23 protein-coding genes are annotated in these 26913 nt (G+C 58.0%); 15 read left to right on the top strand and 8 right to left on the bottom strand.

The genetic code is table 11. The annotated features are described in order from the left end of the window. The first annotated feature begins 53 nt into the window (after window positions 1–53). Window positions 54–797: a fatty acid desaturase gene (locus MWH26_RS04125; protein WP_375374031.1), complete on the top strand. Its 744-nt coding sequence runs from the start codon at window positions 54–56 to the stop codon at window positions 795–797. Between the two features lie 30 nt (window positions 798–827). On the opposite strand, the gene MWH26_RS04130 is transcribed toward MWH26_RS04125, so the two are convergent. Next, window positions 828–1565: a LytR/AlgR family response regulator transcription factor gene (locus tag MWH26_RS04130; protein ID WP_247976164.1), complete on the bottom strand. Its 738-nt coding sequence runs from the start codon at window positions 1563–1565 to the stop codon at window positions 828–830. A 262-nt stretch (window positions 1566–1827) separates the two neighbouring features. Between MWH26_RS04130 and MWH26_RS04135 the strand changes: the two genes are divergently transcribed. Further along, complete coding sequence (locus MWH26_RS04135) at window positions 1828–2400, top strand: hypothetical protein (protein WP_244695375.1); 573 nt, start codon at window positions 1828–1830, stop codon at window positions 2398–2400. Window positions 2401–2535: 135 nt separating this feature from the next. Here MWH26_RS04135 and MWH26_RS04140 read toward each other — a convergent pair whose 3' ends face one another. The 3 genes from MWH26_RS04140 to MWH26_RS04150 form a co-directional block, all read right to left on the bottom strand. Further along, the gene (locus MWH26_RS04140; RefSeq protein WP_247976165.1) at window positions 2536–2907 is read right to left on the bottom strand and encodes a heavy-metal-associated domain-containing protein; all 372 of its coding nucleotides are present in this window, start codon (window positions 2905–2907) and stop codon (window positions 2536–2538) included. A 105-nt stretch (window positions 2908–3012) separates the two neighbouring features. Then, window positions 3013–5310, bottom strand: a complete 2298-nt coding sequence (locus MWH26_RS04145) for a TonB-dependent receptor (RefSeq protein ID WP_247976166.1) — start codon at window positions 5308–5310, stop codon at window positions 3013–3015. Between the two features lie 87 nt (window positions 5311–5397). Then, window positions 5398–5841, bottom strand: coding sequence for an HYC_CC_PP family protein (locus MWH26_RS04150; RefSeq protein ID WP_247976167.1), 444 nt, complete (start codon window positions 5839–5841; stop codon window positions 5398–5400). A gap of 306 nt (window positions 5842–6147) precedes the next feature. On the opposite strand from MWH26_RS04150, the gene mraZ reads away from it, so the two are divergent. The 13 genes from mraZ (at window position 6148) to ftsZ (ending at window position 22719) form a co-directional block, all read left to right on the top strand. After that, window positions 6148–6624, top strand: coding sequence for a division/cell wall cluster transcriptional repressor MraZ (mraZ, locus tag MWH26_RS04155; RefSeq protein WP_188556646.1), 477 nt, complete (start codon window positions 6148–6150; stop codon window positions 6622–6624). Further along, window positions 6621–7565: a 16S rRNA (cytosine(1402)-N(4))-methyltransferase RsmH gene (rsmH, locus tag MWH26_RS04160; protein WP_247976168.1), complete on the top strand. Its 945-nt coding sequence runs from the start codon at window positions 6621–6623 to the stop codon at window positions 7563–7565. Before mraZ ends, rsmH begins: the two co-directional genes overlap by 4 nt. 30 nt (window positions 7566–7595) lie before the next feature. Next, complete coding sequence (locus MWH26_RS04165) at window positions 7596–8342, top strand: FtsL-like putative cell division protein (RefSeq protein ID WP_244695379.1); 747 nt, start codon at window positions 7596–7598, stop codon at window positions 8340–8342. Next, a complete protein-coding gene (locus tag MWH26_RS04170) occupies window positions 8326–10701 on the top strand; it encodes a PASTA domain-containing penicillin-binding protein (protein WP_247976169.1) in 2376 nt (791 codons plus the stop codon). Before MWH26_RS04165 ends, MWH26_RS04170 begins: the two co-directional genes overlap by 17 nt. Before the next feature lie 62 nt (window positions 10702–10763). Next, window positions 10764–12239, top strand: coding sequence for a UDP-N-acetylmuramoyl-L-alanyl-D-glutamate--2,6-diaminopimelate ligase (locus MWH26_RS04175; protein ID WP_375374032.1), 1476 nt, complete (start codon window positions 10764–10766; stop codon window positions 12237–12239). A 109-nt stretch (window positions 12240–12348) separates the two neighbouring features. After that, on the top strand, window positions 12349–13569 hold the full coding sequence (gene mraY / locus MWH26_RS04180) for a phospho-N-acetylmuramoyl-pentapeptide-transferase (RefSeq protein WP_244695380.1): 1221 nt from the start codon (window positions 12349–12351) through the stop codon (window positions 13567–13569). 63 nt (window positions 13570–13632) lie between these two features. After that, on the top strand, window positions 13633–15018 hold the full coding sequence (gene murD / locus MWH26_RS04185) for a UDP-N-acetylmuramoyl-L-alanine--D-glutamate ligase (RefSeq protein WP_247976170.1): 1386 nt from the start codon (window positions 13633–13635) through the stop codon (window positions 15016–15018). A gap of 44 nt (window positions 15019–15062) precedes the next feature. Beyond that, window positions 15063–16244 (top strand): FtsW/RodA/SpoVE family cell cycle protein, encoded by a 1182-nt coding sequence (locus tag MWH26_RS04190; RefSeq protein WP_244695382.1) that lies wholly within the window; start codon window positions 15063–15065, stop codon window positions 16242–16244. Between the two features lie 33 nt (window positions 16245–16277). Further along, on the top strand, window positions 16278–17378 hold the full coding sequence (gene murG / locus MWH26_RS04195) for an undecaprenyldiphospho-muramoylpentapeptide beta-N-acetylglucosaminyltransferase (RefSeq protein WP_247976171.1): 1101 nt from the start codon (window positions 16278–16280) through the stop codon (window positions 17376–17378). A gap of 27 nt (window positions 17379–17405) precedes the next feature. Then, entirely contained in the window at window positions 17406–18848 is a 1443-nt protein-coding gene (murC, locus tag MWH26_RS04200) for a UDP-N-acetylmuramate--L-alanine ligase (protein ID WP_262921985.1), read from the top strand. Then, window positions 18832–19596: a cell division protein FtsQ/DivIB gene (locus MWH26_RS04205; RefSeq protein ID WP_244695384.1), complete on the top strand. Its 765-nt coding sequence runs from the start codon at window positions 18832–18834 to the stop codon at window positions 19594–19596. The genes murC and MWH26_RS04205 overlap by 17 nt, the downstream gene beginning before the upstream one ends. An 84-nt stretch (window positions 19597–19680) precedes the next feature. Then, window positions 19681–21081 (top strand): cell division protein FtsA, encoded by a 1401-nt coding sequence (gene ftsA, locus MWH26_RS04210; protein ID WP_247976172.1) that lies wholly within the window; start codon window positions 19681–19683, stop codon window positions 21079–21081. Window positions 21082–21195: 114 nt separating this feature from the next. After that, window positions 21196–22719, top strand: a complete 1524-nt coding sequence (gene ftsZ / locus MWH26_RS04215) for a cell division protein FtsZ (RefSeq protein WP_247976173.1) — start codon at window positions 21196–21198, stop codon at window positions 22717–22719. A 266-nt stretch (window positions 22720–22985) separates the two neighbouring features. Here ftsZ and MWH26_RS04220 read toward each other — a convergent pair whose 3' ends face one another. From MWH26_RS04220 to MWH26_RS04235, 4 genes are all read right to left on the bottom strand, one after another. After that, window positions 22986–24110 carry an acyltransferase family protein gene (locus MWH26_RS04220; protein WP_247976174.1) on the bottom strand — a complete coding sequence of 375 codons (1125 nt, stop codon included), beginning with the start codon at window positions 24108–24110 and terminating at the stop codon, window positions 22986–22988. A gap of 58 nt (window positions 24111–24168) precedes the next feature. Then, a complete protein-coding gene (locus tag MWH26_RS04225; protein WP_247976175.1) occupies window positions 24169–25296 on the bottom strand; it encodes a cytochrome-c peroxidase in 1128 nt (375 codons plus the stop codon). A gap of 123 nt (window positions 25297–25419) precedes the next feature. Continuing rightward, window positions 25420–25947: an NADPH-dependent FMN reductase gene (locus MWH26_RS04230; RefSeq protein WP_247976176.1), complete on the bottom strand. Its 528-nt coding sequence runs from the start codon at window positions 25945–25947 to the stop codon at window positions 25420–25422. Window positions 25948–26058: 111 nt separating this feature from the next. Continuing rightward, window positions 26059–26814, bottom strand: coding sequence for a succinate dehydrogenase/fumarate reductase iron-sulfur subunit (locus MWH26_RS04235; RefSeq protein ID WP_247977058.1), 756 nt, complete (start codon window positions 26812–26814; stop codon window positions 26059–26061). Window positions 26815–26913: the final 99 nt, after the last annotated feature.

Genomic DNA, 26913 nt, shown 5'->3' on the forward strand with positions numbered 1-26913 from the left:
ATAGGCTCTCCCGGCGAATACTGGTTGTTAATTGGCTGCTTGCCTAGTTAGTTATGGTTTCTTCTCCCGTGGTACCTCGTGCTGCTTTGCCCGCCCAGCGGGTGCGCCCCACTCCGTTAGGTTACAAAGGAGTAGGCATGGCAGCTCTGATTCTGGTAGCCTGGACCGCATTGCTGACGTATCTGCTGGCCTTCTACCAGCCCAACTGGCGGACGCCGTGGCCCTACCTGCTGGCACTGGGGCAAATGCATCTGTATACCGGCCTTTTTATTACGGCCCACGATGCCATGCACGGGGTAGTTAGCGCTAACAAGCGCCTGAACAATTTCATCGGCACCCTAACAGCGGGGCTTTTTGCCTTTAACTGGTTTCCGGGCATGCTGGCCAAGCACCACGCCCACCACCGGCACGTGGCCACCGAGCACGACCCTGATTTCCACGATGGGCACCACACCAGCTTTCTGCTTTGGTTTGCGCGCTTCGCTTGGAACTACGTGACGTGGGTGCAAGTAGCCCTGATGGCCCTGACCTACAACGTGTTGAAGCTGTTCTTTCCGCAGGCCAATGTTATTGCCTTTTGGATGGTGCCGGCCGTTCTGGCTACTCTGCAACTATTCTACTTCGGCACGTATCTGCCGCACCGTGGGGAACACCAGCCTGATAATCCGCACAAGTCGCGCAGTCAGTTCCGGCACCACGTGTGGGCATTCCTGAGCTGCTACTTTTTCGGGTACCACTACGAACACCACGACCAGCCCTACCTGCCCTGGTGGCGCCTGTGGCAGGCCAAAAGTTAGTGGCGAAGCAAGCCAGCCGTTAGGCTAAAATTAATTCTGGCGACGAATAAGGGAGCGGTTTACGATGCGCTCTGTTACCCTTTCCCGGTACGTCTGGCCCAGTGGCAGAGCGTGGCCGCCTACCTTCACCTCCAGGTTGCTCACGGAGTCAATGCGAGCAGCATTAACGAGGTAGGAGCGGTGGGTGCGCACAAACAAGCCCGGGGGCAATTGCTCCTCCAGGTTTTTCAGGTTCACGAGCGTCAGGTGGGTACGGCCGTCAGCGGTATTGATTTTCGTGAAGTCTTTCAGAGCCTCGATGTAGAGCACTTCCCGGTAGTGCAGGCGCACAAATTGAGCGTCGGTGCGAATAAAGAAGGAGCCCCAGCCGGTCAGGGCGTCGGCTTGAGCATCGGAACCCAAGGTGTTAACCCGCAGAATGCCAGCTACTTTGTTGACCGCCCGTAGAAAACGGTCCAAGGAGATTGGCTTCAACAAAAAATCAATAACGTCCAGATTGAAACCCTCCATGGCATACTGGGGGTAGGCCGTCATCAGGACTACCAGCGGGGGCTGCTGCAGGGAGCGTACTAAGTCTAGGCCGCTCAAGTGGGGCATGGTAACGTCGGAAAACAGCACCTGCACCTGATTTTCCACCAGGTACCGGTGTGCATCGAGCGGGTCGGTGAAGGCAGCTTTTACGTCTAGGATGTCGGTCATCACTACGTATGCCTGGAGCAGGTCCAGCACAAGAGGGTCGTCATCTAGAAGTACGCAGGAAATTTTCATACAAATAACTCATTCCGGATGGTAGGGTCAATATAGACAGATAAAATCGAATCGTCTTATAAATTATTGAAAGAAAACAATTTTAGGCATACGCCTGGGGCTGCTGGTCTACTTGTATCACGAGTTGCTATACTTTAACCCTGTCATAATTAGCGCATTACATACCTTCTTGCGTAAAAAGGAAATACTGCCGCATTTACGCCTCTATCTGTTCTGGTTCGAGTTCATTGAATGACCGCGCCTATCCGCACCTTCATCGGCTATGAAACCTACCCCTGCATTCGCCTCCTCGGCTGCGCCGCCCGTTGTGCTAGGCGTAGACCTGACCATTGCTCAGCACGAAGGCCTGCGGCGTTCCTTGCGCACCGCGTTTGGCCTGAGCACCCGGGCCATTAATTTGCGAATTGACCCCGGAATGGATTTAATCTTTCTGTGCGAAACTACGCTGCCTGGCACCCTACCGTGCTTGGCCGCGTTAACCCACCCGGGTATCCTGACCGTAACTCTCCGGGAGGCCCGCCTGATGTGGCACCAGCCGCCGGGCCAAGCCATTGGCCGCGGCACCCCAACGCTGGGCGCGCTGGAGAGCGGCAGCTGCTTCCTGACGGCTAACAGCCGGAAGGTGCCAATTGCCACCTTCGGGCCGCGCCAGATTCATTCTGCCCACATTGACATGGAACTGCAAGGGCAGCCGAACTTACTGGAGTTTCTGCGCTCCGACTGGTTTACGCTGGAAATATCCGGCACGAACCGCCGCCGCCTTACCCGGCCCCTCACGTTTCAAGTGAGCCTGCAATTTGAAGTGCGCATGGCGCCGAGCCTCGTTGCTGCCTAATAAGGGGCACGTAGCCGAATAAAAAAGACCAACCGTTCCCGGTTGGTCTTTTTTATTCGGCTACGCGGCTGAAGTATAGGGTAAGGCTTCTGCAGAGTCAAGCCAAGTAGCTTGTACTGCTACCTGTCCACGTCTTTAGTGAGTAGCATTGGTTTTCTTGCAGCAATCCGGCAGTTGGCTGTAAGCGCGGGCGTTGGCTGTTTGGTCGTCGGCGTCGTAGCCGGTTTCCTGTACAGCGGCGCGCAGGGCGGCCGGCGTGGTTTTGTCGGGCCGATAAGTAACCGTGAGCATCTGGCTGGGTACGTCGAGCAGGGCCGCCTGCACCCCTTTCTCGTAGGCCAGGGCCTTTTCCAGGCGTGCTTTGCACATGTCGCAAACAGCCGAGGTTTTCAGCTGCAGGGTTTCAGTAGCGGGGCCTTTGGCTTTGGGCTTGGCGGTTTGGGCAAACGAGGCCACCGAAGAAAGCAGGAAGGCAAAAACAAGCAGGAAAGATGAGAACAGCTTCATAAAGGAAAAACAAGAAAAGGGGTAAGGAAAGTGCCGGTGGCACTAATGAAAGAAACGTGCCAGAGTATGCGGCTCAGGCCCGTCAGACCAGAAATTACCTGGGTATTACTTAACCGTGATGCGCAGGCCGGCGTACGTGAGGCGCCCGTAGATAGGCCCCCAGATCATGGCCGCATCAAAATCGGGTCCGAAGGGGGCGTAGGCGCCCTGGATGGGGTTGGCTTGGCGATAATTCGTGAGATTTTCAACTCCGGCGTACACTTCAAACCGTTTGAAAGCGCGGGTTACCTGGGTGTTGAGCAAGGCGTAGCGGGGCGCATAGGGTAGGGTTGATTCGCCGGTGCCGTGAAGGTGGCCGCCGCTGCCCGGAGCATGAGCCAGCGGCCGGCGCCCAAAGCCCTGCACCGTAAAATCAGCCCGCCACTTATCGAAGGCTGTGGCGTAGCCCAGGTTCAGGAACAGCCGGTGCCGTGGGGTAAGCACCTTGGGTAGCAACTGCCCGTCGTAGGTGGTTTTCACATCCAAGTACTTGTAGGCAGCCTTGGCCTGCAACCCTTTCGCGGGCTCTACTTGCACTTCGGCCTGCAAACTGCGCGAGTAGGACCGGCCGCCTACCGCCAGATTCGTGATAATAAGCCGCTCGGGGTTGGTGTAGGGATCCGCTACTACCTGGTTGCCAAACTCGGTGTGGTAGTAATCAGTAATGAAAGTGGCCGGGCGGCCGAAGGCGTTGAAATACTGCGTGAACGAGCCACCTACGTTCCAGGCCGTTTCGGGCCGCAGCACCGGGCTGATGACAAACTCCCGGGAGCTGACCAACATGCCCACATTTTCAGCAATCGGGTTGGCCGTCCGGAACCCGCGACCCGCCGCCAGGCGTAGTACCGTGTTTTTGGCGGCGTCGTACTTCACATTCAGGCGGGGCGTCAGGTACCACCCGTACAGGTTGTGGCGGTCTAGGCGCAGGCCGCCTACCAACGTGAGGTTGCGGGCATTCTGGTAGGTGTACTCAGCAAAGGCGCCGGGCACCTGCTCCAGGCGGTTGCGGTGCTCCCGGGCGTAGCGCTGAGCCGGCGTTTCGGTGGGGTAGGTGAAGCCGGTTTTGTATACCTCGTGGTAGTCGTCGTGCAGGAAGCTCAGGCCAGCCCGGTAGGTGTGGGCCGTGGTGCCCAGAATGCTCTGGAACAGTAACGTAGCCAGGCCCGTGCGCTGGGTGCCGTCGTAAGTGCGCAGGCCGTAGCGGGAGGTGAAGTCGTGGTTGGTGCCGCTAAGCAAGAGCCCCAAGCTTTGGTAGGGCCGGCCGGGCCAGGTGTAGCTGGTTTTGGCGTAGCCGGTGGAGCGGTTGGTTTCCTGGGTAGTGCCGTAGAAACCCGCGGGGCTTTCCGGACGGTAGCCCATCTGCCCGCCCTGGCGGGTTTCGCGCAGGGCACTCAGGCCTACCTCCGTCACCAAGCCCTTACCCGAGAGGTACTTCCACTTGTTGAACACGTTGTACTGGGTAGCCAGCGGCAGGTCCAGAAAGCCGTCCTGGTTGCGGTCCACGCGCTGGCCCAGATGGTCGGTGTGCAGCAGCAGGGCTGTGCTGATCTTCTTGCCAATCGGGGTAGCTAGGTTCAGGTTCAGGTCGAACTTGCCCAAGTCGTTGGCGTAGGCATTAAATAGCAAACGCTCGGCCTTATCGGGCTCCTTGAGGCGCACGTTTACCTGGCCCGAAATGCTTTCGTAGCCATTTACCACCGAGCCCATGCCCTTGATGATATCAATGCTCTCAATCCAGGGGCCGGCCAGGTAGCCCAGGCGGTAGGGCGAGGCGAGGCCGCGCAGGGCCGGCAGGTTGTCGATGGTAAGCAGGGAATAGGCCCCATCCAGGCCTAGCAGCTGAATTTGCTTGGCCCCCGACACAGCATCCGTAGTAGAAACCTCCACGGAAGCGTTGGTTTCAAAGCTTTCGGCCAGGTTGCAGCAGGCCGATTTGGTTAGGTCGCGGCTGGTGATAACCTGGGTGTTGGTGGGCGTGAGGCCGGAGTAGGAGGGGGCTCGGCCTTCCACGGTCACCTCACCCAACTCCGCCGAGCGGCGCAGCGGAATCCGGAGGTAGCTGGTGCCGCCGGCCTGTACGGTGTCGGCCTGGTAGCCCAGAAAGTTGATAATGAGCCGAGCATCAGAGCCGGCGGGCCGCACCAGGGAAAAAGTGCCTTGGGCAGTGGTAGTAGCCGCCTCAGTAGGGGCGCTAAGCCAGCGGACTACCGCGCCGGGAACGGGCGAGTTCGTAGTGCCATCGAGCACCTGCCCGCGTACGGGGGCAGTAGAAGCATCAGGAGTTTGGGCCGTAGCAGGTAGGGTGCTACCCAGCACGAAGCTGGCTGCCGTCAGCAGACGGGCCGGACCGGTTAAGGAGTTCATATCGTCAGTAAGTTAAGGTTTCTCTTCCGTGACCCTAGCCGCCGGTACACGGGCGGTAGGAAATGCGGGACTAACTAAGAGAAGCCTTTAGACGATCAGAACGCCCACGAAAGTGAGCAAGGTACGGCCAGCCCGGGGCGGGGGCGATGAATCCGTAGCGTGCCAGCGAGCAGCTACCTGGCACAACGGCGCGGTTGGTGCAGCGGGCCACACGGTGGCAGCGGGCCACGCCGGTGCCAAAGCTGGCGGCAGCACTTTCACCCAGGCCAACTCCGCGGAGGGCGTGTCCAGCTTGTGAAAATGGGCGCCGAATTCGCAGCACGATTTGGAAAGCCGGGCCTTGGCAGCGTGTTGCTGGGTAGCGGGTTTAGGAGCTGGGCACGTGTGCTGGGCCGGACTGAAAATGACGCTGGCCGTGCGGCTTCCGCTTTGCCGACAGGTGTGCTGCTGCACCGTCAGGCCCACCGAGGTAGTGAGGACGAGCAAGGCCAGCCAAGTGCTGAAGAGCCGATGAAGCAGCGGGCGTTTCATATCGACCACAAAGATACGGCTTTCGGGCCAGCGAAACACATGCAGGATACGGCTCGGCAAGTACAGAATTCCACCGTCAGATAGTGAAACTACGCCGCCTCATCACCCCCATATTTGTTGGAACTTGATGTCTGCCATTATGACAAAGCTGGAATTGCTACGCCACTGGAGTTCCGTAAAAGCCTTCAAATAGCTCAAAAAGGCGCTTTTCTGAAGTGGTAGAAAATGGTAAATCGTGGTGGCCTTTTCCAGCGGGTTCCGTACTTTTGCTATATCCCGTTCCCATGCCCACCTCAACCACGCAACATGACCCTGCTGCTCTCCGGCGAATACGAGTGCAAGCTCGACCCCAAAGGTCGGCTGGTGCTGCCGGCGAAGGTGAAGGCCAACCTGCCGGAAGCCTCGGGTAACCAGTTGGTGCTGGTCCGCGGCTTCGAGCCCTGCCTGGTACTTTACCCGCGGGCCGCCTGGCGCGTAATTCACGAGAAGGTCATGGCCCTAGACGAGTTCAACGAGGAGTACCGGCAGTTTCAGCGTAACTTCTTCCGGGGCATGACGGAGGTGGAGTTGGACTCGATTGGGCGTTTTATGCTACCCCGCACCATGCTGCGCTACTCGGGCATTGAGAAGGAAGCCATCATCGTAGGCCTGGGTAACCGCTGCGAAATTTGGGACCCGGAGCGCTACGAGGATTTCCTTATCAAAGACCAGCAGAGCTTTTCGAAGCTGGCTCAGAAATTTTTGACCACCGAAACCGGCCCCGGCGGCCCCCTGGCCGCATGAGCAACACCTTGAACGACTACGACAACGATACCGCCTACCACCGCCCCGTGATGCTGCGCGAGTGCCTCGAAGGCCTTGATCTGCAGCCCACGGGCCGCTACGTGGACGTCACGTTTGGCGGAGGCGGCCACTCGGCCCGCATTCTGGAGCACCTCACGGGTACCGGCCACCTCTACAGTTTCGACCAGGACGCCGACGCCGAGCGGGAGGCTCAGAAGCTGGCGCGACCCCAGTTCACCTTCATTCGCAGTAATTTCCGCCACTTGTTTCGGGAGCTGCAGCGCCACGGCGCCCTGCCCGTGGATGGCCTACTGGCCGATTTAGGCGTGTCATCCCACCAGTTTGATACCCCGGAGCGAGGCTTTAGCACCCGCTTCGACGGCCCCCTGGACATGCGCATGAATCCCGACGGCGACGATGCCTCGGCCGCCGATATTATCAATGAGTACTCCGAGGCCGATTTGCACCGCATTTTCGGGATGTACGGGGAGGTAACGAATGCCCGCACCCTGGCGGCTACGGTGGTAGCGGCCCGGCGTGGGCAGAGCATCAGCACCATTGCGGGCCTGAAAAAAGCCATTGCGCCCTGCACGCCCCGGGGCAAGGAAAACAAGTACCTGGCCCAGGTTTTCCAGGCCCTGCGTATCGAGGCCAACGATGAAATGACGGCTTTGCAGGAAATGCTGGAACAAACGGCACAAGTATTGCGCCCCGGCGGTCGCTTGGTAGTGATGAGCTACCACTCCTTGGAAGACCGGCTGGTGAAGAACTTCATTGCCAAGGGTAAATTCTTCGGCGAAGTGGAAAAGGATTTGTTTGGCCGCACCAACGTGCCCTTCGAGGCCCTGACCCGCAAGCCCGTGGAAGCCTCCGCGGAGGAAATAGCCCTGAACAGCCGGGCCCGAAGCGCCAAGCTCCGCATTGCCATTCGCAAAGAATAGAACCGCACGCTACCCCAACCAGTACCACCCGTGGCCGTCAATACCGTAAAATCTGCCCCCACACCCCGCGTGAATGCTCCGCGGCAGGTAGCGCCCATAGCGCCGGAGCCGGTGCGCCCTCCCGAACCGGAACCGACGCCTGCGCCCGTACGCCCCACCAAGGCCCCGCGGGAGCCCAAGGAGCCGCGCCTCACCACGCCCAAGCGCAGCACTTGGAGCGTATTCTCGCTGCTGGAGCGGGCCACGCCGGTTGATGGGTTGTTTCGGGAGGGGTTGCCGGTGCGTTTCCTACCTCACTTGCTGTTCGTCATGTTCCTGACGCTGGTGTACATCGGTAACACGCACTATGCTACCCGCATGAACCGCAGCATTCAGAAGCTGAAAGTAGAAACGGAAGATTTGCGAGCCGACTACACCACTTTAAAATCGGATTATATGGAGGCCAGCAAGCAGAGCGAGGTAGCCCGCAAGGTAGCCGCCTATGGTCTGGTTGAAAGCTCCTCGCCGCCCTTCCGCATCAGCGTGCCCGCCGGTCGCCTCGACGAGGCCGAACTGGACATGCTGCCCATTCTGACCGCCGACTCCGTGGCCGCCATGACGGCCCGTGCCAAGGCCGACTCCTTGCGCCGGGCCGGTGGCCCCTCCCTCGGCGATTCGGTGGAGGTAGGCGCCCCGCCCGTTCCCATCGGTACTGATATTAACGGGGAGCCGGCTACGGCTGACCCCGCATCTTCCAATCGTTCAGCTCCCGCCCGCCGCAATGAAAGGAAACGTTAAAAAAAGCATTGTTACCCGCGTTCGGCTAGCCTTTCTGGGCGTGTGCCTGTTCTCCTGCGCCATTATCTGGCGCGTGACCCACGTGCAGTTCACGGAAGGCGCCAAGTGGAGTGCCCTGGAGCAGGAGCGCCGCATCGTGTACCAGCCCGTATTCGCCACCCGTGGCAACATCTACTCCGACAACGAAAGCATTATGGCTACCTCGCTGCCCTTCTACCGGGTAGCCTGGGACCCGAGCGTGGTCGACAAGGAGCTGTTCAAGGCGAAGGTAGATTCGCTGGCGCTGTTGCTGTCCCGGTTTTTCGGCGACCGGACGCCTGGGGAATATGCCCGCAAGCTGCGCGATGCTAAGAATGCCCGGCCATCGGTGCGCTACCTGCGGCTAAATTCCCGGCAAATCAACTTTCAGGAGAAGAAGGAGCTGACCAACTGGCCCATCTTTCGGGAAGGCAAAAACAAGGGCGGTGCCATCTTCGAGAAGGTGGATAAGCGGTTCCGGCCCTTTGGTGGGCTGGCCCAGCGCACCATCGGCTTCGTGAACGAGGACAAGAACGGCGCGGGCCTGGAGTTTACCTTCAACAAGCACCTGGCCGGTAAAGATGGGGAGGCCCTATTTGAGCGCCTACCCGGCGGCAACAAGCCCATCTACGACGGTACCGAGGTCAAGCCCCAGCCCGGCTACGACGTGAAAACTACCCTGGATATCAACCTCCAGGACGTGGCCGAAAATGCCCTGTACAAGTCGCTGGTAGAAAACAACGCCCAGTACGGCACCGTCATTCTAATGGAGGTGAAGACTGGCGAAATCAAGGCCGTAGCCAACCTGGGCAAGGTAGACGAGGGTGTGTACCGCGAGGATTACAACTACGCTATTGCCGACCAGGGCCGTACCGAGCCGGGCTCTACCTTCAAGCTGGCCTCTATGATGGCCGCCTTCGAGGAAGACCCCGACCTGCAGCTAACCGACACCATTAATACCGGCAACACGGGCTCCAAGAAGATAGGCGGGGCCGTCAAAACCGATTCCCACCCCTACGGCCGCATTACGATTCAGCAGGTATTTGAGAAGTCCTCGAATATTGGAGTAGCCATCCTGGCCGACCGAGTGTTCAACAAAAACCCGGAGAAGTATACCGACTACCTCAAGCGCTTTGGGCTAGACAAGCCCCTGGGCTTCCAGATGGCCGGCGAGGCGCGCCCCTATATTAAGGACCCGCGCGACCGGAGCTGGAGCCGCACCTCACTCACTACCATGAGCATCGGCTACGAGCTGAAGCTAGCTCCGCTGCAAACGCTGGCCTTCTACAATGCCGTGGCCAATGGCGGCGTGAAGGTGCAGCCCATGATTGTCAAGGAAATCAAGCAGGCCGATAAGGTATTGGAGCGGTTTGAAACCCAGGTGCTCAACCCCAAAATCTGCTCAGATGAAACTCTGCAGAAAGTACGGGCCATGATGGAAGGGGTAGTGGAGCACGGCACCGCCCGCGGCATCCGCACCAACGACTACCTCATTGCGGGCAAAACCGGCACGGCCTGGAAGTTCAAGAACGGTGCCTACACCCGCACGTACTCCACGAGCTTCTGCGGCTACTTCCCCGCCGATAATCCCAAATACAGCTGCATCGTAGTGGTCGATTCGCCCAAGAACGGCCGCATCTATGGTGCCGATGTAGCAGCTCCGGTGTTCCGAGAGCTGGCTGACAAGGCCATGGCCCGCGACGTAGCCAGCCAGCGTCCCTTGCTGGCCCGGGCCCCGGTGCGCCGCTCGCGGGTGCCGGAAGTGCAGGCGGGCATGCAGGATGAGTTATCGATGGTATTTTCTAAGCTAGGCGTTACCCACAACGGGGGCACTGGCGCCGAGGACTGGGTGCGCACCGCGCCCGCTGATGCCGAAGGGGAAAGTCTGAGCCTGAAACCCATGGCCGTGCGTCCCGGCCGAGTACCTAACGTGCAGGGCCTCACCCTGCGTGATGCCCTGTTCCTACTCGAAAACCGTGGCCTACGGGTACGGGCCCTGGGCACGGGTAGGGTGAAAACGCAGTCGGTGGCGGCGGGCACGGCGGCGCGGCGCGGTACTACCGTGGTGCTGCAGCTGGAGCCCATCGGTGGGCGGTTAGCGCCGCCCGTGCCGGCTGCTCCGCCCACCCCCGGCCTGGCTACCCTGGCCGATGGTCGGGTACCGAAAGTAGAGGCTACGGGCAGCACCAGCCGCAACGGCGGTAAGGTCGCCCGCCCGACCCCGGCCACTACCCCTGGCAAGTCAGCGCAAGCCAAGCCTACCCGAGAAACTGCCAGCAGAACTACTGCGCCGCAAGGCCCTGCCGCTGCAGGCAAGGCCAAGCCCAAAGCAAAAGCCTAGGCTGTGGCCACCATCATTCAGGAGCCCTAACCTGAGGTGCAAGCCTCTTACCGCCCCATAAGTTGAATACCGAACTCGCCCTTTCTGCTCTTCTGACCGCCGTTACCGTCCGGGCCCAGCATGGTCCCGCGGACGTAGCCGTTAATAGCCTAACACTGGACTCGCGCCAGGCTGGGCCAGGCGCCGTGTTCTTTGCCCTGCGCGGTACTGCCACCGATGGGCATCAGTTTGTGCCGAAAGCAGTGGAGCAAGGCGTAACGGTAGTGGTAGTTGAGGACCTGCCCGCCGAGCTGAACCCCGGAACGACCTACGTGCAGGTGCCGGACAGTGCGGAAGCCATGGCCCGCATGGCTGCTGAGTTTTACGGTCACCCTTCGCGCCAGCTGCAATTGGTGGGCATTACCGGCACCAACGGCAAAACCACCTGCGCTACCATGCTGCACAAGCTCTTCCGGGAGCTGGGCTACCACTGCGGCCTGCTGAGCACGGTGCAAAATCAAATTGACGAGCAGGTTATTCCGGCCACTCACACCACACCCGACGCCATCCGGCTGAACGAGTTGCTGGCCCGTATGCTGAAGGCTGGCTGCACCCACGTCTTCATGGAAGTCAGCTCCCACTCGGTGGTGCAGCACCGCATTACGGGCCTGCACTTTGCCGGGGGCGTATTCACCAACCTCACCCACGACCACCTCGACTACCACGGTACCTTCGACGCCTACTTAAAAGCCAAAAAGGGCTTTTTCGATATGCTGCCCAAGTCGGCCTTTGCCCTCACCAACCAGGACGACAAGCGCGGCCCGGTAATGCTACAGAACGTAGTCGGGCGGCGAGAAACCTACTCCTTGCGCAACGCCGCTACCTTCCGGGGCCGCCTGATCGAAAACGCCGTGCACGGTTTGCACCTGGAAGTAGACGGTAGGGAAGTGCAGTTCCGGCTGATTGGCGTGTTCAATGCCTACAACCTGCTGGCTATTTACGGTACGGCTGTATTACTTGGTGAGGAGCCTACCGAGGTGCTGACGGTGCTGTCGGGCTTGACCTCGGCGCCGGGGCGGTTTGAGCCGGTGGTATCGGAGCGGGCGCGCATTACCGGCATCGTGGACTACGCTCACACGCCCGACGCGCTAGAAAACGTACTGCAAACCATTGCCGACATTCGCCAGCCCAGCCAGCAGGTGATTACGGTAGTAGGCTGCGGGGGCAACCGCGACGGAGCCAAGCGCCCCGTTATGGCCCGCTTGGCCGCTCAACTTTCCAACCGGGCCGTGCTGACCTCTGATAACCCCCGTTTCGAGGACCCCAACGATATCCTGAGCCAAATGCAGGCCGGCGTGCCCGCCGAGGATCAGGGAAAAGTCCTGACCATTGCCGACCGCCGGGAAGCCATTAAAACGGCCGTAGCCCTGGCCCAGCCCGGTGACATTGTGCTGGTAGCCGGCAAAGGCCACGAAACCTACCAGGAAATCAAGGGCGTGAAAACCGACTTCGACGACAAGCGGGTACTCACCGACATGTTTAGCCTGCTGGGTAAATAGCGCTGAATAATCCAAAATCTGCACAAACGCAACGTTTGACCCCAATCCAAAAAACTGAACCTTTGCAGCTTGGACTACCTCTGAACCCCAACTGCTGACCCCCGCGCCCATGCTGTATTACTTCTTCAACTACCTCTACAAAGTGCATCACCTGCCGGGCACGGGTGTTTTCCAGTACATTTCGTTCCGGGCGGCGCTGGCGGTAGTAACCTCCCTAATTATTGCGCAATTCTTCGGGGCCCCGCTAATCCGGGCCTTGCAGCGGCGGCAAATTGGGGAAACAGTGCGCGACCTGGGCCTGCAGGGACAGATCGAGAAGAAAGGGACGCCTACCATGGGCGGCCTGATTATTCTGCTGGCTATTCTGGTGCCAGTGCTGCTGTTTGCCAAGCTCGACAATATCTACATCGTGCTCATGCTGCTGAGCACCGTGTGGCTAGGCCTCATTGGCTTCGTAGACGACTATATCAAAGTAGTTAAGAAGGACAAGGAAGGCCTGGCCGGCCGCTTCAAAGTGCTGGGGCAGGTAGGCCTCGGCATTACGGTGGGCTGGGTGCTGTTCTTTTCCAACGACGTGACCGTGCGCCAGTACGCCCTGCCCAACGGGGCCTTTTCGGCCGTGGACGCCAGCACCGTGTACCAGGATGTGAAGCTGATGATTACCACGGTGCCCTTCCTAAAAAACAACGAGCTCAACTACGGTGACCTGTTTGCCACCGCCGGCGACTTTTTCAACGAGTACTACGCCTTCTTCTACATCCCCATTGTCATCCTGATTATCACGGCCGTCAGCAACGGGGCCAACATCACCGACGGCCTCGATGGGCTGGCGGCCGGCACCTCGGCCATCATTGGCATCACGCTGGCTATCTTCTGCTTCGTGAGCGGTAACGCCCTGTTGGCTGATTATCTGGATGTAATGTTCATCCCGAACTCGGGGGAGCTGGTAATTTTCTGCACCGCTTTCGTGGGGGCCTGCGTGGGCTTCTTGTGGTACAACTCCTACCCGGCTCAGGTATTCATGGGCGACACCGGCTCGCTGGCTATTGGCGGCATCATTGCCGTGCTGGCCATCATCGTGCGTAAGGAGCTGCTAATTCCGGTGTTGTGCGGCGTGTTTCTCATTGAAAATCTTTCGGTTATGGTGCAGGTGAGCTATTTTAAGTACACCAAGCGCAAATACGGCGAAGGCCGCCGGCTGCTGCGCATGTCGCCCCTGCACCACCACTACCAGAAGCTGGGCTACCACGAATCCAAAATCGTGTCGCGCTTCTGGATTGTGAGCATCATGCTGGCCGTTTTAACGCTGGTTACCCTGAAGCTGCGCTAAGCCGCCTGCCTTCGGCCCCGCTACTTCCTACCCTATCCTTCACCCCATAACCTGACCCATACCATGCACTATGTTATTCTCGGCGCTGCGGAAAGTGGGGTAGGGGCCGCGCTGCTGGCTCAAGCCAAAGGCCACACCGTGTTTGTGTCGGATCGAGGTGCCATTCAGCCGCGCTACCAGGAGAAGCTAAGCCAGGCCGGCATCCGGTTTGAGGAAAACCAGCACACGCTGGAGGAAGTATTGAAGGCAGATGAAGTAGTGAAGAGTCCCGGCATTCCGGAAAAGGCTCCCGTCATCCAGGCCCTGCGCGCCCAGGGCACGCCCATCATTTCGGAAATTGAGCTGGCTGGCCGCTACACCCGGGCCCAGTGCATCTGCATTACCGGCACCAACGGCAAAACCACTACCACCCTGCTCACCCACCATTTGCTGAAGGAAGCCGGCCTGAACGTGGGGCTGGCGGGCAACGTGGGCTACTCCCTGGCCGAGCAGGTAGTAGAAAATGCCCACGACTACTACGTGGTGGAACTCAGCTCCTTTCAGCTCGATGATACCTACGAGTTTCAGCCTTGGGTTTCGGTGCTGCTCAATATTACCCCCGACCACCTCGACCGGTACGGTTACTCCCTGGAAAGCTACGCCCAAGCCAAGCTGCGCATTACCCAAAGCCAGGACAGTGAGCAGTACTTTATCTATAACGCCGACGACGAGAACATTCAGCGCTACTTCCCGGCGGCGCTTCGTCCCGTTATTCAGTTGCCCTTCAGCCTGCACCGCCGTCCCGATTTTCAACTGGCTGGCTACTACACCCGCGAAGACTGCCTCTGCACGAACCTGGTACCCGGCATGGGCTTGGATGGGGAAGAAGTAAGCGTGGCCAGCTCACCCCTGATTGGGCAGCATAATCGCCAGAACATGCTAGCCGCCGTGCTCTGCGCCCGCATTGCCGGGCTAACGGCGGAGCAGATTGAAGCTGGCCTGGGAACGTTCCGGAATGCCGACCACCGCCTGCAGCCCGTGGGCGAAATTGGTGGTGTCAAGTTCATCAACGACAGCAAGGCCACCAACGTGGAAGCCGCCTGGTACGCCCTCGACGGCATCCGGCAGCCCATCATCTGGATTGCCGGCGGCACAGACAAAGGCAACGATTACTCCAGCTTAATTCCGCTGGCTGCTTCCCGCGTGAAAGCCCTGGTGTGCTTAGGAGTTAATAATGAAAAGTTGAAAACCAGCTTCGGCGAAGTAGTGCCACACGTGGAAGAAACGCAGAGCGTCGTCACGGCGGTCCGGCGGGCTGCCGCGCTGGCTGCTCCCGGCGACGTGGTGCTACTGTCCCCGGCCTGTGCCTCCTTCGACCTGTTCCGCAACTATGAGGACCGGGGGCGGCAGTTCGCGGCGGCCGTAAGCGGGCTGCAACACGCGCAATCTGCCCCAGAAGCCACTGAGTAGTCTGCCTATCAACTCACACTTCACTATTTCACCATTTCACCGCCATGGAACCTATTACCAATTGGCTTCGGCAAAACTTGAAGGGTGACCCCGTGCTGTGGGGCATCGTGTTGCTGTTCTCCTTTATTTCTATTGCGGTGGTGTACTCGGCTACGGGTACGCTGGCCTACAAGAAAATGGGTGGCAACACGGAGTATTTTCTATTTAAGCACACCAGCCTGATTTTTGTGGGCCTGTTTTTCATGTGGCTGGCCCACCGCATTGATTACCGCTACTATTCGCGCCTGTCGCTCTACGCCCTGCTCATTTCGGTACCGCTGCTGTTGTTTACCTACTTCTTCGGCGGCACCACCTTCAACGATGCCTCGCGCTGGCTCACGATTCCCATTATTAATCAAACCTTCCAGCCCTCCGACTTAGCCAAGCTAGCCCTGATTTCGCACTTGGCGTCAATGCTCAGTCGCCGCCAGCAGCACGTCGATGACTTTAAGACGACGCTACTGCCCGTAATGCTCTGGGTAGGAGCTATCTGCGGTCTAATTATTATGTCGAATGCCTCTACGGCCCTGCTCTTGTTTGCTACCTGCCTGCTGCTGATGTTCATTGGCCGGGTGCCGCTTAAGCAAATGGCAGTAATGGTAGTTATTGGCATTGTAGTCGGTGGAGTAGGGCTAACGGCCGGACAGCGCTACAAAACGGTTATTTCTCGCATCGAGAACTTCACCGATAAGAGCAAGCCGGTGCCGTTCCAGCTGGAGCACGCCTATATTGCCGAAGCCACGGGCGGCCTGTTCGGTAAAGGCCCCGGCAAGAGCACGGAGCGCAACATCATGCCCCACCCGTACTCCGACTTTATCTATGCCATCATCATTGAAGAGTACGGCCTATTTGGCGGGGCCATTGTGCTGTTTCTCTACCTCGCCTTCCTGTACCGCGGGCTGAAAACGGTAATAAATAGCTACGGCGCTTTTGGTGGGCTGCTGTCAGCAGGCTTGAGTTTTAGCCTAGTGTTACAGGCCATGGTGAATATGGGCGTGGCCGTGGGGCTAGGTCCCATTACCGGCCTGCCGCTACCCCTGTTGAGCATGGGCGGCACCTCCCTAATTTTCACCGGTATCAGCATCGGGATTATTCTGGCCGTAAGCCGCGGGGAGCGGGAAATCCGCCCGATGGTGGGCGAGCCCGAAGATACTGCCCGCATCCCCCGGGTATCTCAATACGCATAACGGCGGTGCGGCCCAGTAGCTAAGAGTTTACTCATGAAGTTAATTATCAGCGGCGGCGGTACTGGCGGCCACATTTTTCCGGCCGTAGCCATTGCCAACGAAGTGCGCCGTCGGCATCCGGAAGCAGAAATCCTGTTTGTGGGCGCCAACGGCCGCATGGAAATGACGCGGGTGCCCGAGGCCGGCTATGAAATCGTAGGGCTGGACATTACCGGCTTGCAGCGGCGCCTCTCGCCCCAGAATCTGCTATTTCCCATCCGGGTAATGCGCGCCGTGCGCAAAGCCGGCAAGCTGATTGAAAAGTTTCGGCCCGATGCCGTGGTAGGGGTAGGGGGCTATGCCTCGGCCCCGGTGCTGCTGGCTGCTACTTCCCGCGGCATCCCTGCCCTTATTCAGGAGCAAAATTCGTACGCGGGCCTTGTCAATAAACTGCTGGCCCGGCGGGTAGAGCGTATTTGCGTGGCGTATCCGGGCATGGAGAAGTTCTTTCCAGCTGAAAAAATGGTGCTAACCGGCAACCCCGTGCGCACCGAAATTGCGGACGGGCAACGGGCCGAGGCCCTATCGTTTTTTGGCCTGGCTCCCGACCGGCCCGTGGTGCTGGTCATAGGAGGGAGCTTAGGCGCCCGTACGCTCAACCAGGCCACGGCCGCAGCGTTGCCACGGCTCCGGGAAGCTGGCGTGCAACTGCTCTGGCAAACCGGCAAGGCGTACTTTCCAGAGGCCCAGCAGCAGGCCGCCCCTTTTGCCAGTCACAACCTGCAGGCCCTGGAGTTTGTGCGCCGCATGGACTTAGCTTACGCCGCAGCCGATGTGGTAATTAGCCGAGCTGGGGCGCTTTCCGTGTCGGAGCTGTGCCTCACGGGCAAGCCTAGCATCTTGGTTCCTTCGCCCAACGTGGCCGAGGACCACCAGACCAAGAACGCGCTGGCCCTGGTGCAGCGCAACGCGGCTCTGCTGGTAACCGACGCGGAAGCCCCGGTGCGGCTCTATGACGAAGCCTTCGTGCTGCTAGCCGACCCCAACCGCTTAGCTGAGCTAAGCCGGAACGCCCACCAGATGGCCTACCCCCGCGCTACCACTACTATTGTAGATGAATTGCTGACGCTGATCCATCCGCGCAAAAACTCCTAACTAAGTACGCTTTAACCTACGGCCGTTGTGAATCCGGTAGCAGCATTTCCCCACGTCTTCTTCCTCGGCATCGGTGGCATTGGTATGTCGGCCCTGGCCCGCTGGTTTAAAGCCAATGGCCACTCCGTAAGCGGCTACGACAAAACCGTAACGCCCCTAACCGAAGCCCTGACTGCGGAAGGCATTGCGGTGCATTACGAGGATGCCGTGGCCAATATTCCCGCTCAGGTGCGGGAAAACCGCGCGCAGGTGCTCGTAATTCTTACCCCCGCTATTCCCAAAGATCATCAGGAATGGGCCTGGCTTCGGGAACAGGGCTACGATATCCGCAAGCGCAGCCAAGTGCTAGGGCTTCTCACTCAGGGGCGCCCCACCATTGCCGTAGCAGGCACGCACGGCAAAACGACAACTAGCAGCATGGTGGCCCACTTGCTTCACCACGCTGGGGTGCCTTGCGCAGCTTTCCTGGGCGGTATTGCCGTGAACTTGGGTTCTAACCTACTACTGCCCCCAGCCACCGCGCCGGCCGAAACGACGCCCGTGGTGGTGGAAGCCGATGAGTACGACCGGAGCTTCCTGACCCTATTCCCCACGGTGGCCATCATCACGAGCACCGATGCCGACCACCTCGATATTTATGGGCACCAAGAAGCCTTGATAGAGTCGTTTCGGCAGTTTGTGGGACAGATTCAGCCCGGTGGGACCCTGATTATCAACCATACTGCCGACCCGAGTGTAGCGGCGGCGGCTCCAGCCGGCGTGCGGGTAGTCCGCTACGGTCTTTCGCCCGAGCAAGGCCCGGAGCTGTACGCCAGCCATATCACGGCGCAAGGCCACACGTTTCGCTTTGCCCTGCACGGTCCGCAAGGAGCCGTTGACGCGCTGGAGCTGGCCGTACCAGGGCACCACAACGTCGAGAATATGCTGGCTGCCGCCTGTGTAGCGCAAGCGTATGATCTTACTTCGGAGCAGTTACGCGCGGCCGTAGCGGCCTACCGGGGTGTGAAACGCCGCTTTGAGTTCATCGTGACGGCCGGCAGCCCCGAGCAACCCCACGTGTACGTGGACGATTATGCCCACCACCCACGCGAAATCGAGGCCTTTCTTCGTTCCCTCCGAACCCTGTACCCCGGTCGTCGGCTGCGGGTAATATTCCAGCCTCACCTGTTCAGCCGTACCCGCGACTTCGCCCCCGGATTCGCTGAGAGTCTGAGCCTTGCCGATGAGGTAGTACTGCTCGACATCTACCCGGCCCGGGAGTTGCCCATGCCCGGCGTTACGTCGGAGTTGATATTATCCCAAATTACTGCAACCGAAAAATCGCTGCAGACCAAAGAAGAAATTTTGCGGAACGCCGAAACCAATGCCGATTTTGACGTATTAGCCACAGTCGGGGCCGGAGATATTGATCAGTTGGTGCCTAGATTAAAGAATATTTTGAATATTCGTTGGAATGGAGCTGAAGCGTAAAGCCAATAACCTGCTATTTGCCACAGCCTGCCTGCTACTGCTGGTTGGCCTGGGTGCGTTTGCCGCCGTGCGGCAGGCCCACCGGCCCGTGGGCGGGATTATCGTGTCCATTAGCAACGAGTTTAACAACTTCTTTATCAGTGAGCGAGAAGTAGCCAGTTTGCTTTCCCGGCACGGCGAGGACCAACTGGAAGGTGCTGACCCCGCCGACGTTGACTTGAAAGACCTAGAGGCCCGCCTGAAAGCGCACAGCTTCGTTAAGGAAGCCCAGGTGTACCGCGACCTAGCCGGCAATCTGCACGCCGATGTGCGCCAGAACCGCCCGATTGCTCGCCTCGTGCACAGTGACTCTCGGCAGGACAGCTACCTGGATGCCGATGGTCACCGCCTACCCCTGTCCCCGTTGTTTACGGCGCGGGTAGTACCCATTTCCCGGTTGAACGGCCAGCCGCTGGCCGCTAGCTTTTTCCAGGATAGTACGGGCCAGCGCTACCTGGAATTTCTGCGCTACATCGATGAAAAACCGTTTTGGCGTGCCCAGGTAGCGGAGGTATTTGTGGGGGCTAACGGAAAGCTCTCCTTTACCCAGCAAGTAGGCGACCAACGTATTGAATTTGGCTTTCCTGAGAATATTTCAGAAAAATTTGCGAAACTGATGGTATTTTACCGTCAAATTCCACCTGTCCTCGGCTGGGATACCTACCATCGGGTCAATGTCGAGTTCAAGGATCAGATCATCTGCGAATAAAATTATTCGCCTAAAACGCTACCTTATAGCGCATTAGGCGGCCACTTACCTGCAACCAACCGCAACTCTCTCGCTTTCCCTCCCATGCAACACGATAAGATTGTAGTCGGCCTCGACATCGGCACTACCAAAATCTGCGCCCTCGTGGGGCGCAAGAACGAGTTTGGCAAGCTCGAAATTTTGGGCATGGGTAAAGCCGTGTCGGAGGGCGTTGTGCGGGGTATCGTATCGAACATTGACAAGACGGTAGATGCCATTAAAAAGGCAATCCGCCAGGCGGAGGAACAGTCGGGTATCAATATTGGGGTAGTAAACGTGGGCATTGCAGGCCAGCACATCAAGAGCCTGCAGCACAACGGTAGCATCACCCGGGCTTCGGCCGACAATGAAATTACGCTGGACGACGTCAACCGACTGACCAACGATATGTACCGGCTGGTAACTCCTCCCGGCTCTGAAATCATCCACGTAATGCCGCAAGACTACAAGGTGGATTACGAGGAGGGCATTCTGGATCCGGTGGGCATGTCGGGCGTGCGGCTGGAGGGTAACTTCCACATCATCACGGCCCAGAGTACGGCTATCAATAACATCAACAAGTGCGTCACGAAGGCGGGTCTGGAAATCGATAACCTCATCTTGGAGCCGCTGGCATCCAGCATGTCGGTGCTGAGCGACGAGGAAAAGGAAGCTGGTGTGGCCCTGATTGACATCGGTGGCGGCACTACGGACCTGGCTATCTTTAAGGATGGCATCATTCGGCACGCGGCCGTGCTGCCCTTCGGTGGCAACATCATCACTTCTGACATCAAACAGGGTTGCTTGGTTATGCAAAACCAGGCCGAGCAGCTGAAGGTGAAGTTCGGCAAAGCTATTGCCGAAGAAGCCTCGGAGTACGAAATCGTAAGCATCCCTGGTCTGCGTGACCGGGCGCCCAAGGAAATTTCCCTAAAAAACCTAGCCTACATTATTGAGGCGCGGATGGAGGAAATCATTGAGCTAGTGTACGCCGAAATTCAGCGCCTGGGCTTCCAGGACAAGCTGGCTGCGGGCATCGTGCTGACCGGCGGCGGCTCCCAACTTCAGAACCTGGTGCAGCTGGCGGAGTACGTAACGGGTATGGACACTCGCATCGGCTACCCCAACGAGCATCTGGGCAAGAGCAAGATTGAGGCCGTTAAGTCGCCGATGTACGCTACCACAGTGGGCCTCGTGCTGGCCGGCTACCGCTCCATCGATGACCGGGTAGCCCAGCGCGGCTACGAAGAGCCCGAACAAAATTACTACCGGACGCCGGCGCCGGAGGTTCGCCCTACGCCGGCCCCAGCGCCCCAGCCAGTTGCCCAGCAGCCGGCGCCTCAACCCGCTCCGCAGCCTACGCCGGAGCAAGCCAAAAAATCGTCGGGTGCCGGCGACTTTTTCCAGAAGATCATCAGCCGCACCAAAGGGCTGCTCATTGATGACTTCGACGACAAGCAATATTAGGTGATGGGGGTCTCGGGGATTTGAGGTCTTGGTTTTCTTCCGCATGAAGAGTAACCAGGCTGCAAGTGCCCAATACCAAGACCCCAAGTCCCCAAGTCCCTAAGACCTTCACTCATGAATTTTACTTTCGATATTCCGGCCCAGTCTAAGTCCATCATCAAGGTGATTGGTGTGGGGGGAGGCGGCTCTAATGCCGTGAACCACATGTTCAGCCAGGGCATCAAAGACGTGGAGTTCGTCATCTGCAACACCGACAAGCAGGCTTTGGCTTCCTCTACGGTGCCCAACCGGCTGCAAATCGGGGCTGACCTGACCGAAGGGCTTGGCGCTGGTGCCAACCCGGAGCGGGGCAAGCAAGCTGCTATTGAAAGCCGGGAGCAAATCCGGGAACTGCTAAGCAATGGCACCAAAATGGTGTTTATTACAGCGGGTATGGGCGGCGGTACCGGTACCGGTGCGGCCCCGGTTATTGCCAAAGTAGCCAAGGAACTGGGTATCCTCACGGTTGGCATCGTAACGGCGCCCTTCATGTTCGAGGGGAAAAAGAAGCGCCAGCAGGCGGAGCACGGCATTAAGGAGCTGAGCGACAACTGTGATACGGTGCTGGTAATTCTCAACGACAAGCTTCGGGAGATCTACGGCAACCTGCCCATCCGCTCGGCTTTTGCCAAGGCGGATAACGTGCTGAGCACAGCAGCCAAATCCATTGCGGAAATCATTACCGTTACGGCCGATGTAAACGTGGACTTTGAAGACGTGAAAACCGTCATGAAGGACTCGGGTGCCGCCGTAATGGGTAGCAGCATTACCGAAGGGGAGAACCGCGCCAAGCGTTCGGCCGAAGAAGCCCTGGCCTCGCCGCTGCTTAACAACACCGATATTCACGGAGCCCAGAAAATTCTGCTCAGCATCATGTCCGGTGACCAGGCCGAGCTGGAAATGGATGAACTCACGGAAATCACGGAGTACATTCAGGATAAGGCTGGTCAGAACGCCGAAGTGATTTTCGGGCATGGCATTGATCCTACCCTGGGTCAGAGCATTCGGGTAACGGTTATTGCTACCGGCTTCGCCCGCGACGCGCACAACATTACCAACGTAATAGCACGTAGCGGTGGCGAGTCAGAATCAGCCGCTAGCACGCAGCCAGACCCACAAATCAACATCTTCGATAAAGATCGTCAAGAGGCGCCGGTAGTACCCACGTTTGGCTCGCCCGTGCCAGTTACTCCCGAGCCTCAGCCGGTAAAGTTTGACCTGGAAACCTCGCCGGCGCCCGTGGGCTACGTACCGCCGGTTGTGGCTGCTCCCTCGGCTCCGGCGCCTGAACCGGTGCTCTACCAGCAGCAGGCTACGGCGCCAGCTCCGACTTCTCCGTCAGCGGTAACGCACCATGCGCTACCGCGCCCTTCGCTGGATGCACGGGCTGAGGAGCGCCGTCAGCGCCTGCAGGCGCTCAGCAATGGGCTGACCAATGATGCCATTAAGGACCAGTTAGAAACGCCTGCCTACCTGCGTCGCCAGGTAAAGCTGGAGAACGTGGTGCCTTCGTCAGAGGAGAATATCAGCCGTTTTAACCTCTCGGACGATAATGAACTGCTGGGCGACAACCGCTTCCTGCACGACAACGTGGACTAAGTAAGTAGTCATTTTACTACAACGGCCGCCTCAGAAATGAGGCGGCCGTTTGTTTTAGGGACGAGGACTAGGCAAGGAATCAGCTGGCATTGTTAGCGAGTCAGTAGCGCGGGTTGCTGGCGCGGCCATTTCCCGGTCGGGATTTAGAGTGCGGCCCCGGTACGAGTGTGGGGCGAGTGTGCACGCCGATATTAACAGCCCCGAACAGAACAGAAAAGGTAAACGGGGAATCAACATGGCGTGGAAAATGAAAAAGACGAGAGATGTCAACGGCCTGGAGCAACTATAGGCGCAGGTCGGAAAAAACGATTCAATGGTTCTTCTACTGCATAATGTAGCACAATAGCCAGCAGGTTCAACCCAATAAACAAGATTCCATTGTGTGGGGTGAGGTGCAGAGCTAGCCAATCACGCACAGAGCCCAAATGAATGAGGTAGAAAGCATAAGAGCTTTTTCCCAGCACCTTGAAAAGTTGGGTGGAGAGTAGGCGCTGCAGCCACGTGCGTTCCGTGAGCAGTCCGGCAAAGAAAATTATAATACCTCCCGGCAAGGCAACATTATTGAGTGCCACCCCAAAGGCATGTTCCTGCCCATAAGTGTAACCTCCTTTGGTCCAGACCATGCCACTGACGGCGGCTATCATCACGGCGCTACCTACTAGGGTAAGCAAGCCCGGTACGTGGTGGCGGCGCAGGCGTCCTTGTTGGTACCAGCGCGCTAGCTGCATCCCGGCATAAAACTCAAAACATCTGCCAAAAAAGGAGAAGAGGAGCATCAGCCGAAATGAGCCAAAAAAGCCGTAAAGCTGATTGGTTATAGGGCTGAGCACCAGCACTAAGCCACAACCTAGGGCTAACAATGCAAACGGCTGCACCCATAACGGCACGCGTCGGCGTAACAGCCAAAACGCAAGCGGAGCAGCTAGGTAAAAGCTCTCCTCCACGGTCAGGGACCACGCTTGCGCAATGCCAGCGTACTTGGCATCGGAAAAAAACGCTTGCGTGAGCGTGAGGCTAAAGAAAAAGTGATGTGGCAGGAAGTGCTGCGCCCGCCAGAAGGCATAATAGGTAGCCAGGGTCAGCAAAAAGTACAGCGGATAAATGCGTGCAAGACGGCGGCGCATGTACTGGGCCCATCCTCCCAACTTGGTTAAGTCCTGCTGGCCATAGCGCAGGGTAATTAGAAAGCTACTTAAGACGAAAAATATCGGCACTCCCACGTGAAACTCCAGAATCCAGGCGTGAAGCCGGGGCCACTCAGGGTCATCGTGGAAGGGGTTAAAGTGATGCAGAAACACTAGGTACGCGGCCAGGGCCCGTACACCTGTGAAGGCAGGCAAATACGTTTTGCTGGAGTGAGATAGAGCAGTGCCAGCAGCAGGATCAGCCACGCGGTAAGAATAATAAGCCAATCAAACCTACTGATTTTCGTGGTAATACTACCTCGAATCAAGGCTTAAAAGGATCAGAAAACCGCTTGTCGGTAATGAAAGTGGAATCGGTCAACGTCCGTAAGAAGGCGATAATCTGGGTTTTTTCTCGGCTGGTAAGGTCGAGCTTGGTACCGCCGGGCGTATTGGAGAGCAACACGTTCGGGTCGACGCCTGGACTGTTAGTCCGAACATGGTCACTGTAATGATCAAGCACTTCTTCTAAGGACTGAAACCGGCCATCGTGCATATAGGGTGCCGTTAAAGCAATATTGCGCAGGGTGGGGGCTCGAAACTTGCCTCGGTCGGTACTTTGTCCCGTAACACTGGCCCGGCCCGCATCGGTAAATGTCACGTCCAGCCCGTTGTTGAAAAAGCTGGGCGAGCTGAAGAGGCCATCCTCACTGATGTGGCAGTGGTGGCAGGTGCCACCCCGAATGAACAGGCCGCTTACCTCACCCGGATGATTCATGAATAGGTTTGCCCCGGCCCTTTCCGTAGCCGAGAGTGGCCCTTCCTTGCGCACGTACTTGTCGTAGCGGGAGTTAGCTGAAATTAGGGTACGCTCAAACTGAGCCAGTGCCTTCAGAACGGCGGCTTCCGTGATGGTGCTACTCCCGAATGCTTGCTGAAAAAGCGGCGGGTAGAGGTCCGTTTGTTGGAGGCGGCTGACCCCAGTGGCTAGCAACTGGTGCATTTCCAGCGGGTTCTCAATGGGTAGGCGGGCCTGTTGCTCTAAGGTGGTGGCAGCACCATCCCAGTTCAGCGTCTTCTCCCACAGTACATTAGCCAGCGACATTGTACCCCGCGGGTGCTGGCCATCCACACCAGCTGCTCGGGCCAGTCCATCCGTGAAGGCTTTGCTTTGCTGGTGGCAACTACCGCACGACTGCGTCCCGGTACGCGACAAGCGAGGCTCATAAAAAAGCTTACGGCCCAATTCGACTCCCTCTACCGTCATGGGGTTGTCGGTGGGTACGCCCACGTTTTGAGGTAGGTTGCTCGGCAATACCAACGTGTAGGGAGTAGCGTTGCTTGGGCTTTCGCCGGTTTCCTCCTCTCCAGAGCCACTACAAGCAGCCAAGAGCCCAGCCGTTGCCAGCGCTAGAAACCACCGTATATGCCCAGTAACTGAAGGGAAGGTCATGGCAGAAATAAAGATAATGAGCTTTAAGATATTGCTTTTCAGTTAAACACGTACTCTGCAATAGCCAGTTCCGCCAAGGGGGTTAAGGCATGAGAAGCGGAATTTTCTTGAGCTGCTAGCACTTTAAAAAGCCAGTAGACTAGCTACCTGTTCACGTAGTACCTGCTGATATAACGGCTCAGTAATCAGGCCTTCCGGGGTAAGGTATTTATCAATGAAAGGCAGCCGAACTCGCTCCGGTAATACGGCCGTACCCAGGTACATTAGCACATCTGTCAGGTGATTAAGAGGTAAGATGCCACCTTGCCCTCCGCTGCTTAGGCCTACCAAAGCTGCTTTTTTGCCCCGAATGCCGCCGGGGTAGGGTAGCCCATCAATAAAGGCTTTCAGCACCCCGGGGAAGGAGCAATTGTACTCCGGTACTACAAAGACAAGCTTGTCGGCGCTTTCTGCCAATCTTACCAAGCGGTTAAATTCATCGTGGCGGCCGGTGTTGTGGTAGAGGGCCGAGGTAGTAAAATCGAGGGGAAGCTCTGTTAGGTCCAGAAGCTGGGCCGTAACCCCATGCTCGGTGAGCAATTGGGTATAGAAATCAGCTACGCGGCGGGCTCGGGAGTTAGGCCGGTTGGTACCGACGATGATAGTAATCATCAGGGGGAGAGTAGGGTAGGAAAAGTCAGGACTAGCTGCCAAAGCAGCGTACAAGAAAAAGGCGAAACGGTTGCCCGTCTCGCCTTTTCGTGTTGACCTCTAAAACAGCGCTTACGCTAAGTTGTTCGAAGTTGCTTTGGCCGACAGGAACTCGCGGTTCAGGATGGCAATGTTTTCCAGCGAAATGCCCACGGGGCATTCAGCGGCGCAGGAGCCAATGTTAGAGCAAGCGCCGAAGCCTTCCTTATCCATTTGGGCTACCATGTTTTCTACGCGCGACTTGCGCTCCACATGGCCTTGGGGTAGCAAAGCCAGCTGACTTACCTTGGCTGATACAAACAGCATAGCCGAGGAGTTTTTGCAGGAAGCTACGCAGGCACCGCAGGCAATACAGGTTGCCGCTTCGAAAGCGCGGTCTGCAATTTCCTTTGGAATCGGAATTTCGTTGGCATCGGGTGTGCCGCCGGTGTTCACGGAAATGTAGCCACCTGCCTGAATGATCCGGTCGAAGGCCGAACGGTCCACGCTCAGGTCCTTGTTGACGGGGAAGGCGGTAGCGCGCCAGGGCTCAATCGTAATCGTATCACCGTCGCTAAACTTACGCATGTGCAGCTGGCAGGTGGTTGTGCCCGGCTCCGGACCGTGGGCGCGGCCGTTGATGAACAGGTTGCAGGAACCACAGATGCCTTCGCGGCAGTCATGGTCAAAAGCAACGGGTTCTTCACCCTTGCGCAACAGGTCTTCGTTCAGCACATCAAGCATTTCCAGGAAGGACATATCCGGAGAAATGTCTTTTATCTGGTAATCAACGATGCGGCCTTCAGTGTTGCGGTTTCGCTGCCGCCACACTTTCAGGGTTAAGTTCATCGGTTTGGCATTGGGGTTACTTCCAGCCATTTTATTTCAAAGGTATTGAGTAGTGGGAATGGGTAGTAAGCGGAGAAAGTGGCAGCTACCTTTACTTGG

Source organism: Hymenobacter sublimis, from assembly GCF_023101345.1.
Lineage (GTDB): Bacteria > Bacteroidota > Bacteroidia > Cytophagales > Hymenobacteraceae > Hymenobacter > Hymenobacter sublimis.